At 64.9% G+C, this 22,222-nt stretch carries 18 protein-coding genes; 8 read left to right on the forward strand and 10 right to left on the reverse strand.

The annotated features are described in order from the left end of the window. Window positions 1-13 precede the first annotated feature (13 nt). The 6 genes from FCE95_RS02295 to FCE95_RS02320 form a co-directional block, all read right to left on the reverse strand. Window positions 14-685, reverse strand: a complete 672-nt coding sequence (locus tag FCE95_RS02295) for a hypothetical protein (protein ID WP_137265372.1) — start codon at window positions 683-685, stop codon at window positions 14-16. Window positions 686-694: 9 nt separating this feature from the next. After that, window positions 695-1,924: a serine hydrolase domain-containing protein gene (locus tag FCE95_RS02300; RefSeq protein WP_223266748.1), complete on the reverse strand. Its 1,230-nt coding sequence runs from the start codon at window positions 1,922-1,924 to the stop codon at window positions 695-697. 64 nt (window positions 1,925-1,988) lie between these two features. Next, window positions 1,989-3,029 carry a hypothetical protein gene (locus FCE95_RS02305; protein WP_137266415.1) on the reverse strand — a complete coding sequence of 347 codons (1,041 nt, stop codon included), beginning with the start codon at window positions 3,027-3,029 and terminating at the stop codon, window positions 1,989-1,991. A 17-nt stretch (window positions 3,030-3,046) separates the two neighbouring features. Beyond that, entirely contained in the window at window positions 3,047-3,913 is an 867-nt protein-coding gene (locus FCE95_RS02310) for an ABC transporter ATP-binding protein (protein WP_137265374.1), read from the reverse strand. After that, window positions 3,910-4,278: a GntR family transcriptional regulator gene (locus FCE95_RS02315; RefSeq protein WP_137265375.1), complete on the reverse strand. Its 369-nt coding sequence runs from the start codon at window positions 4,276-4,278 to the stop codon at window positions 3,910-3,912. The genes FCE95_RS02310 and FCE95_RS02315 overlap by 4 nt, the downstream gene beginning before the upstream one ends. A 3-nt stretch (window positions 4,279-4,281) precedes the next feature. Continuing rightward, a complete protein-coding gene (locus FCE95_RS02320) occupies window positions 4,282-4,788 on the reverse strand; it encodes a hypothetical protein (protein WP_137265376.1) in 507 nt (168 codons plus the stop codon). Window positions 4,789-4,907: 119 nt separating this feature from the next. On the opposite strand from FCE95_RS02320, the gene FCE95_RS02325 reads away from it, so the two are divergent. The 6 genes from FCE95_RS02325 to FCE95_RS02350 all read left to right on the forward strand — a co-directional run bounded on the left by FCE95_RS02325 (window position 4,908) and on the right by FCE95_RS02350 (window position 9,718). Further along, on the forward strand, window positions 4,908-5,483 hold the full coding sequence (locus FCE95_RS02325; RefSeq protein ID WP_137265377.1) for a glutathione peroxidase: 576 nt from the start codon (window positions 4,908-4,910) through the stop codon (window positions 5,481-5,483). Window positions 5,484-5,570: 87 nt separating this feature from the next. Continuing rightward, window positions 5,571-6,503 (forward strand): FKBP-type peptidyl-prolyl cis-trans isomerase, encoded by a 933-nt coding sequence (locus tag FCE95_RS02330; protein ID WP_137265378.1) that lies wholly within the window; start codon window positions 5,571-5,573, stop codon window positions 6,501-6,503. Between the two features lie 113 nt (window positions 6,504-6,616). Next, entirely contained in the window at window positions 6,617-7,444 is an 828-nt protein-coding gene (bamJ, locus tag FCE95_RS02335; protein WP_137265379.1) for a BamJ family beta-barrel-assembly machinery protein, read from the forward strand. Window positions 7,445-7,447: 3 nt separating this feature from the next. Further along, window positions 7,448-8,788 carry a UDP-glucose dehydrogenase family protein gene (locus FCE95_RS02340; RefSeq protein WP_137265380.1) on the forward strand — a complete coding sequence of 447 codons (1,341 nt, stop codon included), beginning with the start codon at window positions 7,448-7,450 and terminating at the stop codon, window positions 8,786-8,788. A gap of 3 nt (window positions 8,789-8,791) precedes the next feature. Continuing rightward, entirely contained in the window at window positions 8,792-9,007 is a 216-nt protein-coding gene (locus FCE95_RS02345) for a SlyX family protein (RefSeq protein WP_137265381.1), read from the forward strand. Between the two features lie 42 nt (window positions 9,008-9,049). After that, window positions 9,050-9,718: a DUF2058 domain-containing protein gene (locus FCE95_RS02350; RefSeq protein WP_137265382.1), complete on the forward strand. Its 669-nt coding sequence runs from the start codon at window positions 9,050-9,052 to the stop codon at window positions 9,716-9,718. A 115-nt stretch (window positions 9,719-9,833) separates the two neighbouring features. Here FCE95_RS02350 and FCE95_RS02355 read toward each other — a convergent pair whose 3' ends face one another. The 4 genes from FCE95_RS02355 to FCE95_RS02370 form a co-directional block, all read right to left on the reverse strand. After that, window positions 9,834-10,880 (reverse strand): acyltransferase family protein, encoded by a 1,047-nt coding sequence (locus FCE95_RS02355; protein ID WP_137265383.1) that lies wholly within the window; start codon window positions 10,878-10,880, stop codon window positions 9,834-9,836. Window positions 10,881-10,899: 19 nt separating this feature from the next. Next, on the reverse strand, window positions 10,900-13,617 hold the full coding sequence (gene metH, locus FCE95_RS02360; RefSeq protein WP_137266416.1) for a methionine synthase: 2,718 nt from the start codon (window positions 13,615-13,617) through the stop codon (window positions 10,900-10,902). Between the two features lie 126 nt (window positions 13,618-13,743). Further along, on the reverse strand, window positions 13,744-14,820 hold the full coding sequence (locus FCE95_RS02365; RefSeq protein WP_137265384.1) for a homocysteine S-methyltransferase family protein: 1,077 nt from the start codon (window positions 14,818-14,820) through the stop codon (window positions 13,744-13,746). A 105-nt stretch (window positions 14,821-14,925) separates the two neighbouring features. Continuing rightward, window positions 14,926-15,855 (reverse strand): ArsR/SmtB family transcription factor, encoded by a 930-nt coding sequence (locus FCE95_RS02370; RefSeq protein ID WP_137265385.1) that lies wholly within the window; start codon window positions 15,853-15,855, stop codon window positions 14,926-14,928. Between the two features lie 103 nt (window positions 15,856-15,958). Between FCE95_RS02370 and FCE95_RS02375 the strand changes: the two genes are divergently transcribed. Further along, complete coding sequence (locus FCE95_RS02375; RefSeq protein ID WP_317616478.1) at window positions 15,959-17,140, forward strand: acyl-CoA dehydrogenase family protein; 1,182 nt, start codon at window positions 15,959-15,961, stop codon at window positions 17,138-17,140. A gap of 64 nt (window positions 17,141-17,204) precedes the next feature. Continuing rightward, window positions 17,205-22,175, forward strand: coding sequence for an NAD-glutamate dehydrogenase (locus FCE95_RS02380; protein WP_137265387.1), 4,971 nt, complete (start codon window positions 17,205-17,207; stop codon window positions 22,173-22,175). Window positions 22,176-22,222 lie beyond the last annotated feature (47 nt).

Below are 22,222 nucleotides of genomic sequence, written 5' to 3' on the forward strand. Positions count from 1 at the left end.
TTAAAGCGCGGCGTCATTGGCCGGGACTGAGGCAGGTCCGGCAGGCCTCTTGGGTGAATCGGCGAAGGCAAATCTTGCGGATCTGTTCCGCAGGCAGCCCTCCCGGCACCTCGCTGCGCAGGCCGTTGCGGTATTCCGAACAGGTCGCTTGGCCTATCGCGGTTACGGCCGGCTGCTGGAAGGTCACTTGGCCGGCCTGGGTACGGGTGATGCGCGAGCCGTCTTCGTCGGAACGGATGTCGATCGCGTCCGCGCCGTGCCACATCTGCAACGAAGTGCCGCCGTTCGGGCCGGCGACGAACAGCGCCGTCTGGCCTTTGCGGCTGTCCAAAGTCAGGCCGATGTTGTCGCCTTCGTCCCAAGTCACGTAACCGCCGCGTTCTTGGCCGCGGTCGTCGTAGAGCATCACCCCAGCCGCCTTGCTGCCGCGCGGTATGCGCTTGCCGTCTATGACCGCATCGGGCAGGTCGCCGCCGATCCTGACGCGCTCCACGCCTTTCGGATCGACGACGACCAATTCGGAAACCCGCAGCGAAGCCGGCGCGGCCGGGGCGGCCGCGCCGGCGTAGCGGATGGCGATGGTCGAGATCAACGCGATCAGTATCAGCGATTGCAGAATCAGGATGCGCTTGAAGCGGCGATTAGAGCGTTCGCAGGCTTCGATGCGTGCGGCGATGGCGTTCATGACGGGATCCTAAAAGGCGGAGCAAGGCGGATGCGGTTGCGCGCGCGCTTCCGGAGCGCGCCACTCGGGGTGGTCGTAAGGGATGTAGCCGACCCAAAACCAAGGCAGGCAGGTCGGCCCGAGCGCGGCGTCGGCGAGGTATTTGAAGGTGCCTTCGCCGTTCGAGCTGTTGCTGAGGATCACTAAGCAGCGCCGCCCGTCGGCCACGCACAAAGTGAGATTGTTGGTGCCGTCGTCGTGGCCGCCCTTGGTCCAGGCCTGGCCCTGCGGCGTGCGGTAGGTCAGCCAGCCGAGCGCTGCGGAGAATTCGATGCCGCGGTTGTCGTCGGTGACGTCTTCGGACAACGTAGGGAATTGCTGCACCGAACGGATCGCGGCCTGCGGACGCAGCAATTCGGTTTTGGACGCCGCGCTCAGGCCTTCGCCGCGGACCAGCCCGGCGAGGAAGGCCGCTTGGTCCGCGATCGTCGTGTCCATCGAGCCCGCCGCGCGCGCCGCACCGCGTTTCTTGTGGCCCAGCGGCTTGCCTTGTTCGTCGTAGCCTATGGCCAGATTCGCGGCGAAATCGTCGCGCCAGACCATGCTGCTGCGCTTCATCCCGAAGCGGTCGTACACCTGTTTTTGCATCAGCTCGGAGACGTCGATCCCCAGTCCGTTCTCGATGACGAATTGCAGCAGATTGATCCCTTCGCCGGAGTAGGCGTAGCGACTGCCGGGTTCGAAATGGAACTTGAGCTTGCCGTTCGCCTCGTAGCCCTTTTCGGTGAAGTAGCGGAAGTTAGGGAAGCCGGATCGGTGCGACAGCAGGATGCGCGGGGTCAGCTTGCGCCAGTGCTCGTCGCCCGCCAGGTCGGCGTATTTCTCGTATTCGGGCAGCGGCTTGGGCAGGTAGTCGGCGATCGAGCGGTCCAGGTCGAGCTTGCCCGATTCGACCAGGGACATCACTGCGTATGCGAACTCGCCCTTGGTGATCGAAGCGCCGTACATGATGGTGTCGGTGGTCAGCGGCAGGTTCTGTTCGAGATCGCGCGAGCCGTAGGCCTTCAGATGCACGATGCGGCCGTCTTCGATCACCGCCAGCGCCAGGCCCGGCACGCGGGCGGCTTGCATCAGGCGATCTACTTCGGCGTCCAGGGCCGCACCGCGCAGCGGCTGGGGCCTCGGTTGCCGGGTTTGCGCCGCAGCGCATCCGGCCAAAAGGGCGCACAAACCTAACGCGAACCACCTTGCGTGCTTCACCGTCTCTCTCCGAGGTCTGCGGGAAAAAGCTCCGGCCCGCGGCGGGCCGGAGCGGGTGCGCGGATCAGCCGTCGTCGCGCCAGCGGCGCAGGCGGATCGCGCCGTAGATCATCGCTGCGCCGGCGGCCGCGCCGATCCACAACTGCGGCGACAGCAGCGGCGAGTACAGCGTCTTCAGATTGATCACTTGCTGCAGCACTTCCGGGCCGTCGCCGTGGATGTGGCCGAAGTCCGCGGCGTCCACCCAAGTGCCCGGCACGGCGCTGAGCAGGGCGCGGCCCACGATGTGCTGCCAGAACCAGGTGCTTTCCAGGTTGAACAGGTTCATCACGTCGAACCAGGTGACGAAGATGCCTGCGAACACCGGGATCATGATCGCCCACAGGAACGGCTTGCTCTTGGCCCAGGCCGAGCACAGCATCAGCCAGCCCGCCGTCGGCAGCGCCCACAGCGCGTACACCGGGATCGCGGCGATCAGGTGGCCGATCACGGTCAGCGGATCGCCCAAGCCGAACAAGATGGTGAACGGGTTGCCGCCGTGGACCATGATGAAGAAGCCGCACACCAGCATGAAGCCGAACATCGTCGCCACGCCCGCGGCCACCGCCAGCGCCGGAGCGACCAGTACCGCGCTGGCGACTTTCGACAGCACCGTCTGCGTGTCCGACACCGGCAGCGACTTCCAGAACAGCACGCTGCGGTCCTTGCGCTCGTCGTAAAGCGAACCCAAGCAGTAGAAGAACACCACGAAGGCGAGGACGATGAAGGCCCAGCTGGCGGACGCGAACAGGCTGATGTTCACGACATTGCCCACGTCCACCAGATCCTTGGCGTCCAGCTTATCGATCAGCATGCCGATGTTGACCATGTCGATCCGCACTTCCTGGCCGTCGATCTGGACGGTCTTGGACGGATCGACCTTGTTGAGCATCATCTCGCCGACGCCGCCGGCCATCAGGTTGAACAGCAGGAAGATCGCGCCGGCGATCAGCGGCGCCCACAGGAAGCCGCCCTTGTGTTCCCAGAATTCGCGCTTGAGCAGCATCCGGAAGGTATGGGTGGGGTGGGGCGCGGCGACGGCCGGGTAGCGCGGGGTCGCGTCCATGTTTTCGGCGGGGGCGTTCATGCGTAGGTTCCCTTCATGGTGGCGACGAACAGATCGGCCAGGCCCGGCGTGCGGGTTTCGCCCAGCGCTTCGAGCTGCTGCTGCGGCACGCCGTCGTAGAGCATCACGGTCTTGCCGAACGGCAGCGAACGCTCGTCGATCGGGCGCAGCGCGCGCGCGGCTTCGGTCTTGTCCTGGCCGACCAGCACTTCGGTATAGCGCTCGCCGATGTTTTCCATCGGCGCGTCGAGCACGATCTTGCCGTCGCGGATGAACATCACGTCGGTGAGGATGTGTTCGATCTCCTCCACCTGGTGGGTGGTGACGATGATCGTCTTCTGCTCGTCGAAGTAGTCCTCCAGCAGGCGCTGGTAGAACTGCTTGCGGTACAGGATGTCCAAACCGAGCGTCGGCTCGTCCAGCACCAGCAGCTTGGCGTCGATCGCCATCACCAGGGCCAGGTGCAACTGCACGATCATGCCCTTGGACAATTCGCGCACGCGCATCTGCGGCTTGAGTTGGGTATTGGCCAGGAAGCGTTCGCAGCGCGCGCGGTCGAAGCGCGGATGCACGCCGGCGACGAATTCGATCGCCTGGCCGACGCGGATCCAGCGCGGCAGCACCGCCACGTCGGCGATGAAGCACACGTCGTTCATCAGGTCGTCGCGCTGGGTGCGCGGGTCGCGGCCCAATACTTTCAGCTCGCCATCGAACGGGATCAGGCCCAGCATCGCCTTCAGCGCGGTGGTCTTGCCGGCGCCGTTGGGGCCGATCAAGCCGATGATCTTGCCCGCTTCGATCTTCAGCTCGGTGTTGTCCAGCGCGAGCTTGTTCTTGTAGGCCTTGCGCAAACCGTGCGCATCGACCACGAGTCCGGTATTCATCGCGTGCCTCCCTTGTCGCCGCGCAGCAGCTCCGCCGGCGACAGGCCCAGGCGCTGGATGCGTTCCAGCACCAACGGCCACTCTTCGCGCAGGAAGCGTTCGCGTTCGCTCGCCAACAGTTTTTCGGACGCGCCCTCGATGACGTACATGCCCAGTCCCCTACGTTTTTCGACTAGAGATTCGTCCGCCAGCTCCTGGTAGGCGCGGGAGACGGTGATCGGATTCAGCTGATACTCGGCGGCCACCTGGCGCACGGAGGGCAGGGGGTCGCCGGGCTTGAGCACGCCGTCGAGCAGCATGGCCACGACGCGCTCCTTCAGCTGGCGGTAGATGGGAGCGCCTTCGCTCCATTGGATCGCGGTCATGGCTCAGCCCCGGGGTGCGAAGGAGAAGTACGGCAGAGTGATCGAACGGCGGCTGTGCCGGATTTTGGGCGCCGCTGGCGACGGCGCCGGAGCTTCGATGGTTTCGACGGTGGAAACGTCGTAGTTGGCGAGTTCGTCGGCGGCCGCGTCCAACGCGGACTCGGTCGCGACTTCGGCAGTGAAGCCGGCGACGTGGCTGAGGATTTCGCCCACGTCGCGGGTGCCCCGCAACTTGTTGGCCAGCGCATCGGCGCGGGCTTCGATGTCCTTGGCGCGCATCTCGGCGGCGGCCTTGCGGGCCTGCGCCGAACGCTCGGCGTAAACCAAGCGGTGCTGGGTCCAGGGCTGGGGTGCGACGCCGGCTTGCGGAGCGGGCCGGGTGGAGATCGCCGCCAGCAGCTGCGGGGCCGATTCGGCCTGGCGGGCGGGGCTGGAGGCGATCAAGCCGGCCGTCATCAGGACGGCGGCGACGGACAGCGCGGAGAACGTGTTGTGCAGCTTGCGGTTCATGGCCGTGTCCTGCTGGGGTGTCTGGTGTTGTAGTCAACTATAACACCAATCCAACTTTCGTCAATATCGGACCGACCCAACTAAAGGCATACTCGCCGCAGTCCAGCAGAGGTCAGGAAATGAACGTAAATCGTTGTTTCTTAAAGGGGTTGATCGTTTCCGCCGCTCTGGTTTCCGGGCTCGCGCTGGCCGCGGGCGGGTTGCTGGACCGATCCTACCGGCCGCTCACCGGCAAAACGCCTGTCAATCTGCAGCAGCAGTACGGCGGCAAGGTGCTGCTGGTGGTCAACACCGCCAGCAAATGCGGCCTGGCGCCGCAGTTCGAAGCGCTCGAGGCGTTGAATGCGAAGTACCAGCAACAGGGTTTCGCGGTGCTCGGCTTCCCGTCGGGCGATTTCAAGAACCAGGAATACGGCGACGAAAAGCAGATCCAGGAATTCTGCACGCTGACCTATGGCGTGAAGTTCCCGATGTTCGAAAAAGTCCACGTGAAAGGCGACGAAGCCACGCCGCTGTATCGCGACTTGATCAAGACCACCGGCGATACGCCCGAGTGGAACTTCCACAAATACTTGATCTCGCGCGACGGGCGGGTCGTGGGCAGCTTCGCCAGCCGCACCGTGCCCGACGACAAAGCCCTGGTGGCGGCGATCGAGCGCGAACTGAAATCGCCGGCGCCCGCCGCGAAGCGATGAGGGTCTGGCCGAGATTGCCCTCGGCCCGCGCCGCCCGCGACAATAACGGTTCAGCGCCGCCACGGCGGCGGCGTACGGGAGCGATGAATGAAGGTCTGGATGCGCGGCGCGGCCGCGGCAGTATTGGCTGCGGTCGCCGGGACGGCGATCGCGCAGAAGGCGGAAGCGCCGCTGGTCACCGAACGCGAGAAGGTCAGCTACACCATCGGCATGGACGTGGGCCGCTCGGTCGCGCCGGCGGTGCCGGACATGGACGTCAAGTCGTTCGAACGCGCGGTGCGCAACGCTTTCGATGGCGGCAAGCCTTTGCTGCAAGAAGCCGAAATCCGCCCGCTGGCCGAAACGCTGATGAAGCGCATCGCCGCGCGCAATCCCAATAGTCCGAACAAGCCCGTCGGCGCGCCGCCCGACATCTCGCGCGAAAAGGTCGGCCTGCTGGTCGGCAGCGACGTCGGCCGCTCGTTGACGCCGATCAAGGACGAAATCGAACTGCCGGTGCTGACCCGCGGCCTGCTGGCCGTGGCCAACAAGGAAACCCCGCTGCTCACCGAAGCCGAGGCCAAGGCGGTGCGCGACGGTTTCACCCAGCGCCTCCAGACCAAGATGCAGGCCCAGGCCGCCACGCTCGGCGCCAAGAACGAAAGCGATGGCGCGGCCTTCCTGGCCAAGAACAAGACGGTCAAGGGCGTGTTCACCACGCCGTCGGGCCTGCAATACATGGTGCTGCGCCAAGGTTCCGGCGTGCGGCCCAAGCCCAGCGACCGGGTGCGCGTGAACTATCACGGCACGCTGCTGGACGGCACGGTGTTCGACAGCTCCTACGATCGCGGCCAGCCGGCCGAGTTCGGCCTGAACCAGGTGATCGCGGGTTGGACCGAGGGCGTGACCCTGATGCCGGTCGGCGCCAAATACCGTTTCTGGATCCCCGGCAACCTGGCCTACGGCGCCAAGGGCTCGGGCGACAAGATCGGCCCGAACGCCACCCTGGTCTTCGATGTCGAATTGATGGCCATCCTTTGATGGTCCGGGGCGCGGACGGCCCAGTCCCGGGTCGTTCAGCGCCTGTTGGCCAAAGTACCAACTTTGCGCGGCCCGACCAGGCTCGCTTTTTCCCTTGCAGGAGTGAACGCCCGATGACGTCCATCCACCGTAACAGCGCCCTGGCGCTCGCCCTGGCCTCGTGCGTCCTGTTCGCCGCCGGCTGCAACAAGCCGGGCGACAAGGCCGCCGACGCCGCCAAGCCCGCCGACAAGGCGGCCGAAGCCAAGACCGACGGCGCCAAGGCCATCCCGGGCCTGGCGACCGAGAAAGAGCAGGTCAGCTACATGGTCGGCATGGCCATGGCCCGCCAACTCCAGCCGATGAAGGACGAGCTGGATCTGGAGACGGTGACCAAGGCGATCAAAACCTCGTTCGCCGGCGAAAAATTGCTGCTGACCGATCAGCAGGCTTCCGAGATCAGCGAGAACTTCGGCCGCAAGATGCAGGCCAAGCAGATCGAGGAAATGCTGAAGAAGGCCAAGGACAACAAGGAAGAAGGCGCCAAGTTCCTGGCCGAGAACGGCAAGAAGCCCGGCGTGACCACCACCGCTTCGGGCCTGCAGTACCAAGTGATCACCGAAGGCAAAGGCGCCAAGCCCAAGTCCACCGACGTGGTCCGGGTGAACTACAAGGGCACCTTGCTCGACGGCAAGCCCTTCGACAGCACCTACGACCGCAACGAACCGGCCATGTTCCAGCTGGAGCAAGTGGTGCCGGGCTGGAAGGAAGGCATCGCGCTGATGCCGGTGGGTAGCAAGTACAAGTTCTGGATTCCCAGCCAGTTGGGTTACGGCGAGCAAGGCACGCCCGGCGGCCCGATCGGCCCGAACGCGACCTTGGTGTTCGAAGTCGAACTGCTCGACATCGTGAAACCCGACCAATTGCCGAGCCAAACGCCGCCGGCCCCGGTCAAGCAGTAAGCGATGCGTCTCGCGATCTTCGGTACCGGATACGTCGGCCTGGTCACCGGCACGTGCCTGGCGGAAGTCGGGCACGACGTGGTCTGCGTCGACATCGACGCGGCCAAGGTGGAAGGGCTCAAGCGCGGGGTGATCCCGATCTACGAGCCCGGCCTGGAACCGATGGTGAAGGCCAACCACGCCGCCGGACGTTTGGATTTCACCACCGATGCGGCCGCGGCCATCGCCCATGGCGAGGTCGTCTTCATCGCCGTCGGCACGCCGCCGGACGAAGACGGCAGCGCCGACCTGAAATACGTGCTGGCGGTGGCCAAAACCATCGGCCAGCACCTGGCGCGGCCGGCGGTGATCGTCGACAAGTCGACCGTGCCGGTGGGCACCGCCGACAAGGTCCGCGCGGCGATCGCGCAGGAATTGCAAGCGCGCGGCGAGGACATCCCGTTCGAAGTGGTTTCGAATCCGGAATTCCTGAAAGAAGGCGATGCGGTCAAGGACTGCATGCGTCCGGATCGGATCGTGATCGGCGCGTCCAGCAAGGCGGCGATCGAAAAGATGAAACGGCTGTACGCGCCGTTCAACCGCAACCACGAGCGGATCGTGGCGATGGACGTGCGTTCGGCCGAGCTGACCAAGTACGCGGCCAACGCGATGCTGGCGACCAAGATTAGCTTCATGAACGAGATCGCCAACATCGCCGAGAAAGTCGGCGCCGACATCGAGCACGTGCGCCAAGGCATCGGCTCGGATCCGCGCATCGGCTGGCACTTCATCTATCCCGGCGCGGGCTACGGCGGCTCCTGCTTCCCGAAAGACGTGCAGGCGTTGGCGCGCACCTCGCGCCAGGTCGGGCACGAAGCCGTGCTGCTGCAGGCCGTGGAAACGGTCAACGACCGCCAGAAAGGCCATCTGTTCGAACTGATCGCCCGCCACTACGACGGCGAAGTGCGCGGCCGCACTTTCGCGGTCTGGGGCTTGGCGTTCAAGCCCAACACCGACGACATGCGCGAGGCTTCCAGCCGCAGGCTGTTGGAACAATTGTGGGACGCGGGCGCCAAAGTGCGCGCCTACGATCCCGAAGCCGCGGAGGAAGCGCGCCGCATCTTCGGCGAGCGTCCGGACTTGGCGCTGTGCGATTCGGCTTCGGCGGCGCTGCAGGGCGCGGACGCCTTGGTCGTCGTCACCGAGTGGAAGCAGTTCCGCAGCCCCGATTTCGCCAAGCTGCACGGCATACTGCGCGATCGCGCGATTTTCGACGGCCGCAACCTGTACGAGCCGGCCGAAGTCGAAGCGGCCGGCATCGCCTACTGGGGCATCGGCCGCGGCCGTTCCATCGGCTTGGATTGAGGCATGAGCGGCGATCTCGATCTCAGGCTGGTCGAGCTGGAGACGCGCTTGGCGTTCCAGGAGCAGGCGCTGGCCGAATTGAGCGATGCGCTGGCGGCGTCCCGGATCGAGACGCAGCGTTATGCGGATCTGCTGCGGCGGGCGTTGGAAGAATTGCGGACTTCGCGCGGCGATGCGTTCGCCGATCCGGCCGACGAACCGCCGCCCCCGCATTACTGATCGGCATAGCCGCGAACGCAAGCCGCGCATAGAATCGGCGCCATGAGCGACTCACTCCGCGATCAACTGTTGGGCCTGGGTTTCAAGCCCGCGCCCAAGCCGGACAAGCCGGCGAAATCCGCGCGCCCCGAGCAGCGCAAAGGCGACGAGCGCCGCGCCGGCAAGCCCCATCCCGGCAAGAGCGCGCAGGGCCGGCCGCAACCCGGCAAAAGCGCGGACGGCAAGCCGCATCCGGGCCGATCCGATCGCGGCAAACCGCGCCACCAGGGCAAGCCGCGTTCGCAGGAAGAGATCGATCTGGCCAAGGCCTACGCGATCCGCGCGCAAAAGGAAAAGGACGAACGGATCGAAGCCGAGCGGCAGCGCCAGGAAGAAGCGCGCCTGCGCCGCGAGGCGAAGGCGAAGCTAGCCGAGCTGCTGAAGGACAAAGCGCTGAACGACCCGCAGGCCGACATCGCCCGCCATTTCGATTACGGCGGCAAGATCAAACGCGTCTACGTCACCGCCGATCAGCTGAAAGCGCTCAATGCGGGCGAGCTGGGCGTCGTCCAGCTCAACGGCCACTATTTGCTGGTTACCGCGGCGCTGCTGGCCGAAGCCGAAGCGGTGTTCGCGCCGGCGGTCGCCTTGAAAGTCGATCCGAACGCGCCGGCCGAAGACGACCCGTACGCCGACCCGCAGTACCAAGTCCCCGACGACCTCGTCTGGTAGATCCTCTGACTTTCGTAGGAGCGGCTTCAGCCGCGAGCTCTTTCCTTCAAATCGCGGCATCGCTGCGATTCGGGAGAGAAAGCTCGCGGCTGAAGCCGCTCCTACGAAAATCAGGTCAGACGGCCGGCAACGGCGGCGCAGCAGACGAAGGCTTGTAGCGAAGCGCCGGACGTTCGATCAGGTGCCAGGACACGACCGCGAACAACAAAGCGCAGGCCACCGAGATAGGCAGCAACTGCAACGGCGACAATGCCGGCATCAGCGCAATCAGCGACTGCTGCACCGGGAATCCGTACAAGAACAGGCCGTAGGAGTAGTCGTTGCCGCCGGGCCAACGCAGCGCAGGCAACCGATACGCCGCCCAGAACGTGAAATAGATTGCCGCGAGCACCGCGGCCGGTCCGAATCCTCGCGTGCCGTGCAGCGCGACTGCCGCTAACGCGAACCCCGCCATGGCCCCATGCGAGACCGGAATCCGATCGCGCCAGTGCGCGCACAAAGCGGCGATGAGGTACGCCTGCGACAACGCGCGGTATTCGTTGACGTCCGGCTTGCCGATCCACCACTCCCAGCCGCCGTAGCCGATGACCGCCAGCGCGACCAGAGTGAACGCCCAACGCCGCCGTACGACGGTCAATGCCGTCAACAATCCCAGATAGAAATACCAGCGCACTTCCAGGCCCAACGACCATAAAGTGCCGTTGACCACCTTCGGATACGGATTGCCTTCGAACACGCCGGGCAAAGCCCAAGCCAGCGTCACCGGCTGCAGATTGCGCGTCAGATAACGCCAGGTGTCCTCCGCGCTGAGATATTCGCCGGCGGGCAGGGTGGTGAAGGCGAGACCGATCGCAAACACGCACACCAGCAAGCAGACGAAATAAGCCGGGTAGACGCGCAACGTGCGGTTGCGCACGTAGCGCCACAGTCCCGGATGGCGCAGCAGACTTAGCGTCACCAGATAGCCGCTGATCGCGAAGAACAGGTATACGGCGAGATTGCCGGCATAGAAGCCCGGCATCAGCTTGGCGAAGAAGTCGGATTGCCCCGGCGCCTGCCGGACCAAGGCATAGCTGTGGCCGTAGATCACCATCAGCGCGGCGAGGTGACGCAGGGGCAGATAGTTGTCGCTGCGGCTGCGCGCGGCCTCGTCGAGGGTCACGACGGTTTTCCGGGAATGGTTACTCCGGATCGTAATCCAGATTCGACGCCAGCCAGCGCTCGACCTGGGCCAACTCGACGCCCTTGCGCCGGGCGTAGTCCTCGGCCTGCTCCTTCGATACCCGCCCGACCACGAAATATTGGCTTTGCGGATGGCTGAAGTAGTAACCGGACACCGCCGCGGTGGGCAGCATCGCGAAACTCTCGGTCAAGGTCATGCCGGCGTTGGTGCCCGCGTCCAACATCGCGAACAAGGTGCCTTTCTCGCTATGTTCCGGACAGGCCGGATAGCCCGGAGCAGGGCGGATGCCGCGGTATTTCTCCGCGATCAACGCGTCGTTGTCGAGCGTTTCGTCCGCTGCGTAGCCCCAGAATTCCTTGCGGACCCGTTGATGCAGACGCTCGGCCAAAGCTTCGGCCAGGCGGTCGGCCAACGCCTTGAGCAGGATCGCGTTGTAATCGTCGTGGTCCGCCTCGAAGCGGGCCACGTGCGGTTCGATGCCGATGCCGGCGGTGACCGCGAACGCGCCGATCCAGTCTTGCTTGCCCGAATCCTTCGGCGCGATGAAATCGGCCAGGCAGAAATCGGGGCGATCGGCGGGCTTGTCGACTTGCTGACGGAGGAAATGGAGCACGCGCGCTTTTGTGGGAGGGGCTTCAGCCCCGACTGTCGGGCCTGAAGCCCTTCCCACAAGAACCTCAACATCGTCGCCGACGCTGTTCGCCGGCCACAAGCCGAACACGGCCTTCGCGGTCAGCCATTTCTCGGCGACGATCCTGTCCAGCATCGCGCGCGCATCGCGGTATAGCTCGCTCGCTTGCTTGCCGACGATCTCGTCTTCCAGTATCGCCGGATACCTGCCGGCCAGTTCCCAGGCCTGGAAGAAAGGCGTCCAGTCGATGACATCGACCAGATCGGCCAGCGGGTAGTCGTCGAACACGGTCACGCCGGGCTTGTTCGGCGCGGGCGGTGCGTATTCGTTCCAGCCGCCGTCGAATTTCTGCCCGCGCGCCTTGTCCAGCGATACCAAACGCTTGGCGTCGCCGCGGTTCTTGTGGCGCTCGCGGATTTCGGCGTAGTCGGCATCGTTGGCGGCGACGAAATTGGCGCGCAGATCCTTGGAAATCAGCGATTGCGCTACGCCCACCGCTCGCGAAGCATCCTTCACCCAGACCGTCGGCGACTTGTAGTGCGGGTCGATTTTCAGCGCGGTGTGCGCGCGCGACGTGGTCGCGCCGCCGATCAGCAGCGGCATTTCGAAGCCCTGGCGTTGCATTTCGCGGGCGACATGGCTCATTTCCTCCAGCGACGGCGTGATCAGTCCAGAAAGGCCGATCAGGTCGGCGTTCTCGGCTTTCGCGCGATCCAGGATCACCTGGGTCGGCACCATCACGCCCAAATCGACCACGTCGAAGTTGTTGCAAGCCAGCACCACGCCGACGATGTTCTTGCCGATGTCGTGCACGTCGCCCTTGACCGTGGCCATGACGATCTTGCCGTTCGACTTGCCGACGTCGCCGGTGCGCAGCTTTTCCGCTTCGATGAAAGGCAATAGGTAGGCCACGGCTTTCTTCATCACCCGCGCCGACTTCACTACCTGAGGCAGGAACATCTTGCCGGCGCCGAACAGGTCGCCGACCACGTTCATGCCGTCCATCAGCGGGCCTTCGATCACGTCGAGCGGACGCGTGGCCTGCAGCCTGGCCTCCTCGGTGTCGGCTTCCACGTATTGGTCGATGCCGTGCACCAGCGCATGGCTGAGCCGCTGGCGCACGTTCTTTTCGCGCCAGGCCAGGTCTTCGGCCTTGGTTTCGCCTTTCTTGCCCTTGTAGCGCTCGGCGATCTCCAGCAGGCGCTCGGTGGAATCCTTGCGACGGTTGAGGATCACGTCCTCGACCCGCTCGCGCAATTCGGGGTCCAGGTCGTCGTAGATCGGCATCGCCCCGGCGTTGACGATGCCCATGTCCATGCCCGCCTTGATCGCGTGGTACAGGAACACCGAATGGATCGCCTGGCGCACGGGCTCGTTGCCGCGGAACGAGAACGAGACGTTGGAAACGCCGCCCGAGATATGGCAGTGAGGCAGCGTCTGCCGGATGATGCGCGTCGCCTCGATGAAGTCGACCGCGTAGTTGTCGTGCTCTTCGATGCCGGTGGCGACCGCGAAGATGTTCGGATCGAAGATGATGTCTTCGGGCGGGAAGCCGACCCGCTCGGTCAGGATTTTGTAGGCGCGGGTGCAGATTTCGACTTTGCGCGCGCAGGTGTCGGCCTGGCCGGTCTCGTCGAAGGCCATCACCACCGCGGCGGCGCCGTAGCGCAGCACTTTGCGCGCGTGCTCGACGAAGGCTTCTTCGCCTTCCTTCAGCGAAATCGAATTGACCACGCCTTTGCCCTGCAGGCATTGCAGGCCGGCCTCGATCACAGTCCATTTCGAAGAATCGACCATCACCGGAATGCGGGCGATGTCGGGCTCGGACGCGATCAGATTGAGGAACCGGACCATCGCCTTTTCCGAATCGATCAGGCCCTCGTCCATGTTGACGTCCAGGATCTGGGCGCCGCTGGCGACCTGCTGGCGCGCCACATCGACCGCTTCTTCGTAGCGCTCTTCCTTGATCAACTTGCGGAACTGCGCGCTGCCGGTGACGTTGGTGCGCTCGCCGACGTTGACGAACAACAGTTCGGGCGTGATCACCAGCGGCTCGAGTCCGGACAATCGGGTATGGCGCTTCATGTCGGGGGGAATGGTCATCAAAGAATCTTTTTTAGATGCGGATTAGATCGGATAGATGCGGATAAAAGCTTCTTGAATAAAAAGCTCTATCCGCTTTCATCTGGTTTGATCCGAGTCTAAAAACGCTCATGCCGCCTCCACATAGCGGACCGGCATGCGAGGCGCGACGCCCCGCACCGCTTCGGCAATGGCACGGATATGCGCGGGCGTGGTGCCGCAGCAGCCGCCGACCAGGTTCAACAGGCCCGATTCGGCGAATTCCTTCAGCGTCGCCGCCATTTCTTCCGGCGTTTCGTCGTATTCGCCGAACGCGTTGGGCAAGCCGGCGTTCGGATGCGCGCTGACGTAGCCGTCGGCGATCGTGGCCAGGGTTTCGACGTGCGGGCGCAGGTCTTTGGCGCCTAGGGCGCAGTTCAAGCCGACCGATAGCGGTTTGCCGTGCGAGACCGAGGCGTAGAAGGCTTCCGCGGTCTGTCCCGACAGGGTGCGGCCGGAGGCGTCGGTGATCGTGCCGGAGATCATCACCGGCAAGCGCGCGCCGCGCGCATCGAAGGCTTCTTCGATCGCGAACAGCGCCGCCTTGGCGTTGAGCGTGTCGAAAATGGTCTCGACCATCAGCACGTCGGCGCCGCCGTCGATCAGTCCGTTCGCCGCATCCAGATAGGCGATGCGCAACTCGTCGAAGCTGGTGTTGCGGAAGCCGGGGTCGTTGACGTCCGGACTGATCGAGGCGGTGCGGCTGGTGGGACCGAGCACGCCGATCACGAAGCGCGGCTTGTCGGGAGTCTTGGCCTCGACCGCATCGCAACAGGCGCGCGCGACGCGGGCGCCTTCTTTGTTCAATTCGTACACCAGATGTTCGAGGTGGTAGTCCGCCTGGCTGATCGAGGTGGCGTTGAAGGTATTGGTTTCGATCAGGTCGGCGCCGGCTTCCAAATATTCGGTGTGCACGCCGGCGATCACCTCGGGCTTGCTGAGCAGGAGCAGATCGTTATTGCCCTTCAAATCGTGATCGCATTGCGCGCCGTGTACGTGCAGGCTGTCGAAACCGCCCACGAAGCGCTCGCCGCGGTAGTCGGCTTCTTCCAGCTTATGGCGCTGGATCATGGTGCCCATCGCGCCGTCGATGATGAGGATGCGCTCGGTCAGCGCCTGTTCGAGCTTGGCTACGCGTTCGGGATTCAACCAGGGCAAAGTCTTCATGCGGATCCTCCTTTCGTAGAGTCGAGCCTGCTCGACTGCTTTTGCTTCAAAACAACCGCTACCTGACCGAAGAGCAGTCGAGCAGGCTCGACTCTACGGTCGGCATCACGATTTTCTGGCGATCAGGGAAATCACTTCGAAATGCGGCGGGCGCTTTTCGCGGGTGATGGTTTCGGCGTTCTGCACTTCCAAGCCGGCCTTGTCGGCGAACTTGCGCAATTCCTTCTCGGTGAAGCCCAGGTTGACGTGGCCGTACAGCTCCACCGCGGCCTTGTGCTCGTGCTTGGCCAGGCTGGACAGCAGCAGGCGGCCGCCCTTGCGCAGCACGCGCGCGGCCTCGGCTACCGCTTGCGCGGGCTTGGCGGCGTAAGTGAGGGCGTGCATCAGCACCACAAGATCGAACTGGCCGGCCGGGAACGGCAGCGCATGCATGTCGCCGCTGCGCACTTCGACGTTCTTGAATGGCTTCAGGCGCTCGGCCGCGGCCGCGACCACGCGCGGGCTGGTGTCCACGCACACGTAGCGCTTGGCGTGCGGAGCCAGCAATTCGGCCAGCACGCCGTCGCCGGAAGCGATATCCAGCACGTCGCCGGTTTCCAGCAACGGCAGGGCGCCGCGGGCCAGGGCTTCCCAGGTGCGGCCCGGCGAATAGTGGCGTTCCATGTCGCCGGCTACCGAATCGGCCCAGTTCTGGTCGGCGGCGCGGGTGGCCAGCACGGCGGGCACCCGGTCGGCGTCCTGGCGCAGCAGCGGGTCGTCGCTGCCGTCGCGGATGCTCTGCCACAGCGCGCGCTGGGCAGGGTCCAAGGTAGCGTCGTCGAAGCGGTAATAGGCCGACACGCCGGCGCGGCGGTCGCGGACCAGGCCGGCTTCCTTCAACTTGGCCAGATGGGTCGACACGCGCGGCTGAGCCAGGCGGGTGATCGCCGAGAGTTCGGCCACGGTCAGCTCCTCGCCCTCGAGCAAGGCGAGCAAGCGCACGCGGGTCGCGTCCGCGAAGGTCTTCAGGCGGCTGGACCAGCCTTCCAGATCCATAAATATCTTCCTATCGCGATATAGAGATAATTGTCCGTCGGAAGCGGTTCCAGGTCAAGCGGCGCGCGTCAAGAGGTGGGGTTATGCGGTGGCCGCGGCTACAATTCCGCAATTCGACCGAGCCGGAGTGCGCGACGTGGATTTTGGGTTCACCGAAGAGCAGTTGATGATCCAGGACGTGGCGCGCCGGATCGCGCAGGAGAAGATCGCCCCGAGCGCCGAGCATTTCGATAAGTCCGGCGAATTCCCGCTCGAGAACATCCAGCTGCTGGGCGAGAACGGGCTCATGGGCATCGAGGTGCCGACCGAATACGGCGGCGCCGGCATGGACCCGATCGCTTATGTGTTGGCCATGGTCGAGATCGCGGCCGCAGACGCCGCGCATTCGACCATCATGTCGGTCAACAACTCCCTGTTCTGCAACGGCATCCTGACCAACGGCACCGAGGCGCAGAAGCAGAAGTACGTGCGCGCCATCGCCGAGGGCGCCGAGATCGGCGCGTTCGCGCTGACCGAGCCGCAGTCCGGCTCCGACGCCACCGCGATGCGCTGCCGCGCCGCCAAGCAGGCCGACGGCACCTTCGTGGTCAACGGCAAGAAGAGCTGGATCACCTCCGGCCCGGTCGCCAAGTACATCGTCCTGTTCGCGATGACCGATCCGAGCAAAGCCTCGCGCGGCATTTCCGCGTTCCTGATCGACACCTCGCGCGCAGGCTTCCACCGCGGCAAGACCGAGCCGAAGTTGGGCATCCGCGCCTCGGCCACCTGCGAAATCGAATTCACCGATTACGTGGTGCAGCCCGACGAGTTGCTGGGCGACGAAGGCCACGGTTTCAAGATCGCGATGGGCGTGCTGGACGCCGGCCGCATCGGCATCGCTTCGCAAGCGATCGGCATCGCACGCGCCGCGTACGAGGCCACGCTGGCCTACGTGCGCGAGCGCCAGGCGTTCGGCCAGCCGATCGGCGCGTTCCAAATGACCCAGGCCAAGATCGCCGACATGAAGTGCAAGCTGGATGCGGCGCTGCTGCTGACCTTGCGCGCTGCATGGCTGAAGGGACAGGGCAAGCGCTTCACCACCGAAGCGGCCGTAGCCAAGCTGACCGCGTCGGAAGCGGCGATGTGGATCGCCCACCAGGCCGTGCAGATCCACGGCGGCATGGGCTATTCCAAGGAAATGCCGCTGGAGCGCTACTTCCGCGACGCCAAGATCACCGAGATCTACGAGGGCACCAGCGAGATCCAGCGCCTGGTCATCGCCCGTCACGAAACCGGCCTACGCTGAGACCCGGCTCGGCCCCGGCGCGCCGAACGGCGCGCCCAACCTTCATCATCGGACCCTAGTTCCCATGAGCAGCAAACGCAGTTCCGCAGTCGTCGCCCCGGCCGCCCGCAAAACCCGCGCATCCGTCCAGCCCAAAGCCGGCGCGGCGCTGTTGCAACCCATCTTCGACGCGATCCGCAAACTGGCCGGCAAGGCCCGCCAGGACGACGCAAGCGCCTTCGCCAGCGCGTTCTACTACCGCATGACGGCCGACGAACTGCCGCTGCACAGCGCGGAAAGCTGGGCGGCGTTGGCCAACGATTTCCTGGACTTCGCCCGCACCCGTAAGTCGGGCAAGGCCGAAGTGCGGCTGTTCAATTCCAACTTGAAGGAACACGGCTGGGAATCGCCGCATACCGTGCTGCAGATCGTCAACGACGACATGCCGTTCCTGGTCGACTCGGTGACGATGGCGCTGGCCGAACTGGGCATCGGCGTGCACGTGCTGGGCCATCCGGTGGTGCCGATCGCGCGCGACAAAGGCGGCAAGCTGACCAGCGTCGGCGAAGGCAGGCCCGAGTCGCTGATGCATTTGGAAATCGACCGCCAGCAGGCTTCGGCGATTCCAGCCATCGAAGCCAAGATTCGCGACGTGCTGGGCGACGTGCGCGCCATCGTCGCCGACTGGGACGCGATGCGGGTCAAGATGCGCCAGGTCGCCGACGACCTCGTTTCGCGCCGCCTGCCGGTGTCTGAAGCCGGCCGCAAGGAAGCGCAGGAATTCCTGCGCTGGGCCGCGGACGACCATTTCACTTTCTTCGGCTATCGCGAATACAAGGTGGAGAAGAAGGGCGGCGAGGAAGTGTTGGCCGTAGTCGAAGGCTCGGGCCTGGGCCTGCTGCGCGGCAAGGACGTGGGCAAACCGCGCCTGTTGAAATCGCTGGCCGCGCATTACATGCCGCAATCCGGTGCGGTCGATGCGCTGATCCTGACCAAGACCAATGCGCGCTCCACCGTGCACCGTCCCGGCTACATGGACTACATCGGCGTGCTCGAATTCGACGCCAAAGGCCGGCCGGTCGCCGAGCAGCGCTTCCTGGGCCTGTACACCTCCAGCGCCTACAACCGCAGGCCGTGGGAAATCCCGCTGGTGCGCGAGCGCTACGAGCACGTGATGCGCGAGTCCGGCCTGAAGCCGAACAGCCATAGCGGCAAGGCGCTCAAGCACATCCTGGAAACGCTGCCGCGCGACGAGCTGTTCCAATCGAACGAGGAAGAGCTGCACCGCACCGGCATCGGCATCCTCGGCCTGCAGGAGCGCGTGCGCAGCAAGCTGTTCCTGCGCCGCGACCGCTACGGCCGATTCTTCTCGGCGCTGGTCTACATCCCGCGCGACCGTTTCAACACCGACCTGCGCCTGCGGGTCGAGGACATGCTGCGCCGCGCATTGCACGGCGAGCAGGTGGACACCAGCGTGGTGCTGGGCGAATCGCCGCTGGCGCAACTGCACCTGATCATCCGGCCCAAGTCGGGCGAAGCGATCGAGATCCATCCAGCCGAGCTGGAGGCTAAGCTCGCCCAGATCGTGCGCAACTGGCAGGACGACCTGCGCGAGCAATTGGTGGTCCGCCACGGCGAAGAGCGCGGCCTGAAGCTGGCCAACCGCTACGGCCGCGCCTTGCCCGCGGGCTACATCGAAGACGTCGGCGCCGCTTCGGCGGCCAGCGACATCGAGCACATCGCCGCGCTGTCCGGCCCCGACGATCTGCGCCTGAGCCTGCAGCGCTCCACCCGTCGCAACGAAAGCAGCCTGCGCTTCAAGTTCTACCGCTACAACGACGACATTCCGCTGTCCGACGCGCTGCCGATGATGGAGAACATGGGCCTGCGCGTGCTTTCCGAGCATCCGTACCGGTTGGAAGTGGAAGACCAAATCGTCTACGTCCAGGACTTCGAAGTCGAAGGCGTGCGCGACGATTTCGACATCGCCAGCATCGACGAGAACTTCGAGGACGCGTTCGCGCAGATCTGGCGCGGCGGCGCCGAGAACGACGGCTTCAACCGCCTGATCCTGGCCGCCGGCCTGACCTGGCGCCAGGTGGCGATGCTGCGCGGCTACTGCAAATACCTGCTGCAGGTCGGCGTGCCGTTCTCGCAGAGCTACGTCGAGGCCACGTTCGCCCGCTACCCGCTGCTGGCGCGGCTGCTGGTGGAATTGTTCGAAGCCAAGTTCGATCCCTGCACCGGCCGCGAAAGCAAGGCCGAGATCAAGCAGGGCATCGAGAAGTTCGGCAAGCAGCTGCAGAATTTCGTCGCCGGCGACGAAGCCGCGCAGGCCGCGGTGGCGCCGGTGGTCGATGCGCGCAACGCCGACCGCGAAACCCAGTACCTTGCCGCCCGCGAAGCGCTGAAGGGCTTGCTGGACCGCGTTTCGAGCTTGGACGAAGACCGCATCCTGCGCAGCTTCATCGGCGTGGTCGATGCGACGCTACGCACCAGCTACTACCAGAAGAAAGACGGCAAGCCGGGCGAGTGCATCAGCTTCAAGTTCGACTCGTCCAAAGTGCCCGACCTGCCCAAGCCGCGCCCGTACCGCGAAATCTTCGTGTACGGCCCGCGCGTGGAAGGCGTGCACCTGCGCTTCGGTCCCGTGGCGCGCGGCGGCTTGCGCTGGTCCGACCGCCGCGAGGATTTCCGCACCGAAGTGCTGGGCCTGGTGAAGGCGCAGATGGTGAAGAACACCGTGATCGTGCCGGTCGGCTCGAAGGGCGGCTTCTTCAGCAAGCGTCCGCCGGCCAACGGCGACCGCGACGCGGTGCTGGCCGAGGGCATCGCTTGCTACAAGATGTTCATTAACGGCCTGCTCGACATCACCGACAACATCGCGCCCGACGGCAAGATCGTGCCGCCGAAGGATGTGGTCCGTCACGATAACGATGATCCGTACCTGGTCGTCGCGGCCGACAAGGGCACGGCCACGTTCTCGGACATCGCCAACGGCATCGCTCGCGAGCACGGCTTCTGGCTGGACGATGCGTTCGCCTCCGGCGGTTCGGTCGGCTACGACCACAAGGCCATGGGCATCACCGCCAAGGGCGCCTGGGAATCGGTCAAGCGTCACTTCCGCGCCATGGGCCGCGACAGCCAAAAGCAGGACTTCACCTGCGTCGGCATCGGCGACATGTCCGGCGACGTGTTCGGCAACGGCATGCTGCTGTCCAAGCACATTCGCCTGCTGGCCGCGTTCGACCACCGCCACATCTTCCTGGACCCGAACCCGGACGCGGCGGCGACGTTCAAGGAACGCCAGCGGATGTTCAAGCTGCCGCGCTCCAGCTGGGACGATTACGACAAGAAGCTGATCAGCAAGGGCGGCGGCGTGTATCCGCGTTCGGCCAAGTCGATTCCGTTGTCGCCCGAAGTCAAAGCCGCGCTGGGCATCGACAACGGCGTCTCGGCGATGAGCCCCACCGAGCTGTTGAGCGCGATCCTGCGCTCGCCGGTGGACCTGCTGTGGAACGGCGGCATCGGCACGTACGTCAAAGCCAGCAGCGAAACCAATGCCGACGTCGGCGACCGCGCCAACAACGCATTGCGCGTGAACGGCAACGACCTGCGCTGCAAGGTGGTGGGCGAGGGCGGCAACCTGGGCCTGACCCAGCTCGGCCGCATCGAGGCCGCGCTGAACGGCGTGCTGCTCAACACCGACTTCATCGACAACTCGGCCGGCGTGGACACCTCGGACCACGAGGTGAACATCAAGATCCTGCTCAATGCGCAGGTGCAGGCCAAGAAGCTGAAGTTCGAGGACCGCAACAAGCTGCTGGCTTCGATGACCGACGAAGTCGCCGACCTGGTGCTTAACGATAATTACCGCCAGAACCAAGCGATCAGCCTGATGCATCGGATGAGCCTGACCCGGCTCGGTTCCAAGCAGCATTTCATCCGCACGCTGGAATCGCAGGGCCTGCTCGACCGCCAGATCGAGTACTTGCCGTCCGACGCCGAAATCGCCGAACGCAAGGCGCGCGGTCTCGGTTTGACCCGGCCGGAGCTGTCGGTGCTGCTGTCGTATTCGAAACTGGTCGCGTTCCAGCAACTGCTCGATTCCGACGTGCCGGAAGACCCTTACCTGTCGAAGGAATTGGTCCGCTACTTCCCGGCGCCCTTGCAGCAAAAGTACGCCAAGGCGATGGAACAGCACCGCTTGAAGCGCGAAATCATCGCCACCGCGGTGACCAATTCCACGATCAACCGGATGGGCGCGACGTTCTTGCTGCGCATGCAGGAAGACAGCGGCCGCACGCCGGGCGAAGTGGCCAAGGCCTTCACCATCACCCGCGAAACGCTGGACGCGCGCGATTTGTGGGCGCAGATCGACGCGTTGGACGGCAAAGTCGCCGAATCGACCCAGATCGACGCGCTGCAGGTGATTTGGCAACTGCAGCGCTCGTTCACGCGCTGGCTGCTGTCGCGTCCGGGCGCTATTCCCGATATCGCCACCGCGGTCGAGCGCTATCACGACGGCTTCCGCGACATCCGCGCCGGGCAGGGCATCCTGCCGGACTCGCAACGTCCGGTTTATGAGGCGGCGCTGGCCGATTGGGCCAAGAAAGGCGTGCCGGCGGACTTGGGCAGCCAGTTGTCTGCGCTGCCGTACTTGGAGCCGTGCTGCGACATCATCGAACTGGCGCGCGAGCGCAAGCTGAAGACGGTGGATGTAGCCAAGGTCCACTTCCGGTTGGGCGATGCGTTGCGCGTGCCGTGGCTGGTCGAACAGATCGACGGCTTGACCGTCGACGGCCGCTGGCACGCGGTCGCGCGCGGCGCGCTGCGTGACGAGTTGGCCTCGCAGCTGCGGATCTTGGTCGGCCAGGTGCTGTCGATGCCGGGCAAGGATCCCGACGATAAGGTCCGCGCCTGGTTGCAGCGCGACGATCAGTCGCTGCGCTTCACCCTGGCCATGCTCAACGAGTTGGCCACGCAGAAGACGCTCGACTACCCGACCGCATCGGTGGCCGTGCAACGTCTCTCGCAACTCGCTTCGCGCGGTTGATCGCCAGTGCCCCGGCCTTCGCCGGGGCACCGCTTTTCGTAGAGTCG

This window comes from Luteimonas gilva, from assembly GCF_005239095.1.
Lineage (GTDB): Bacteria > Pseudomonadota > Gammaproteobacteria > Xanthomonadales > Xanthomonadaceae > Luteimonas_C > Luteimonas_C gilva.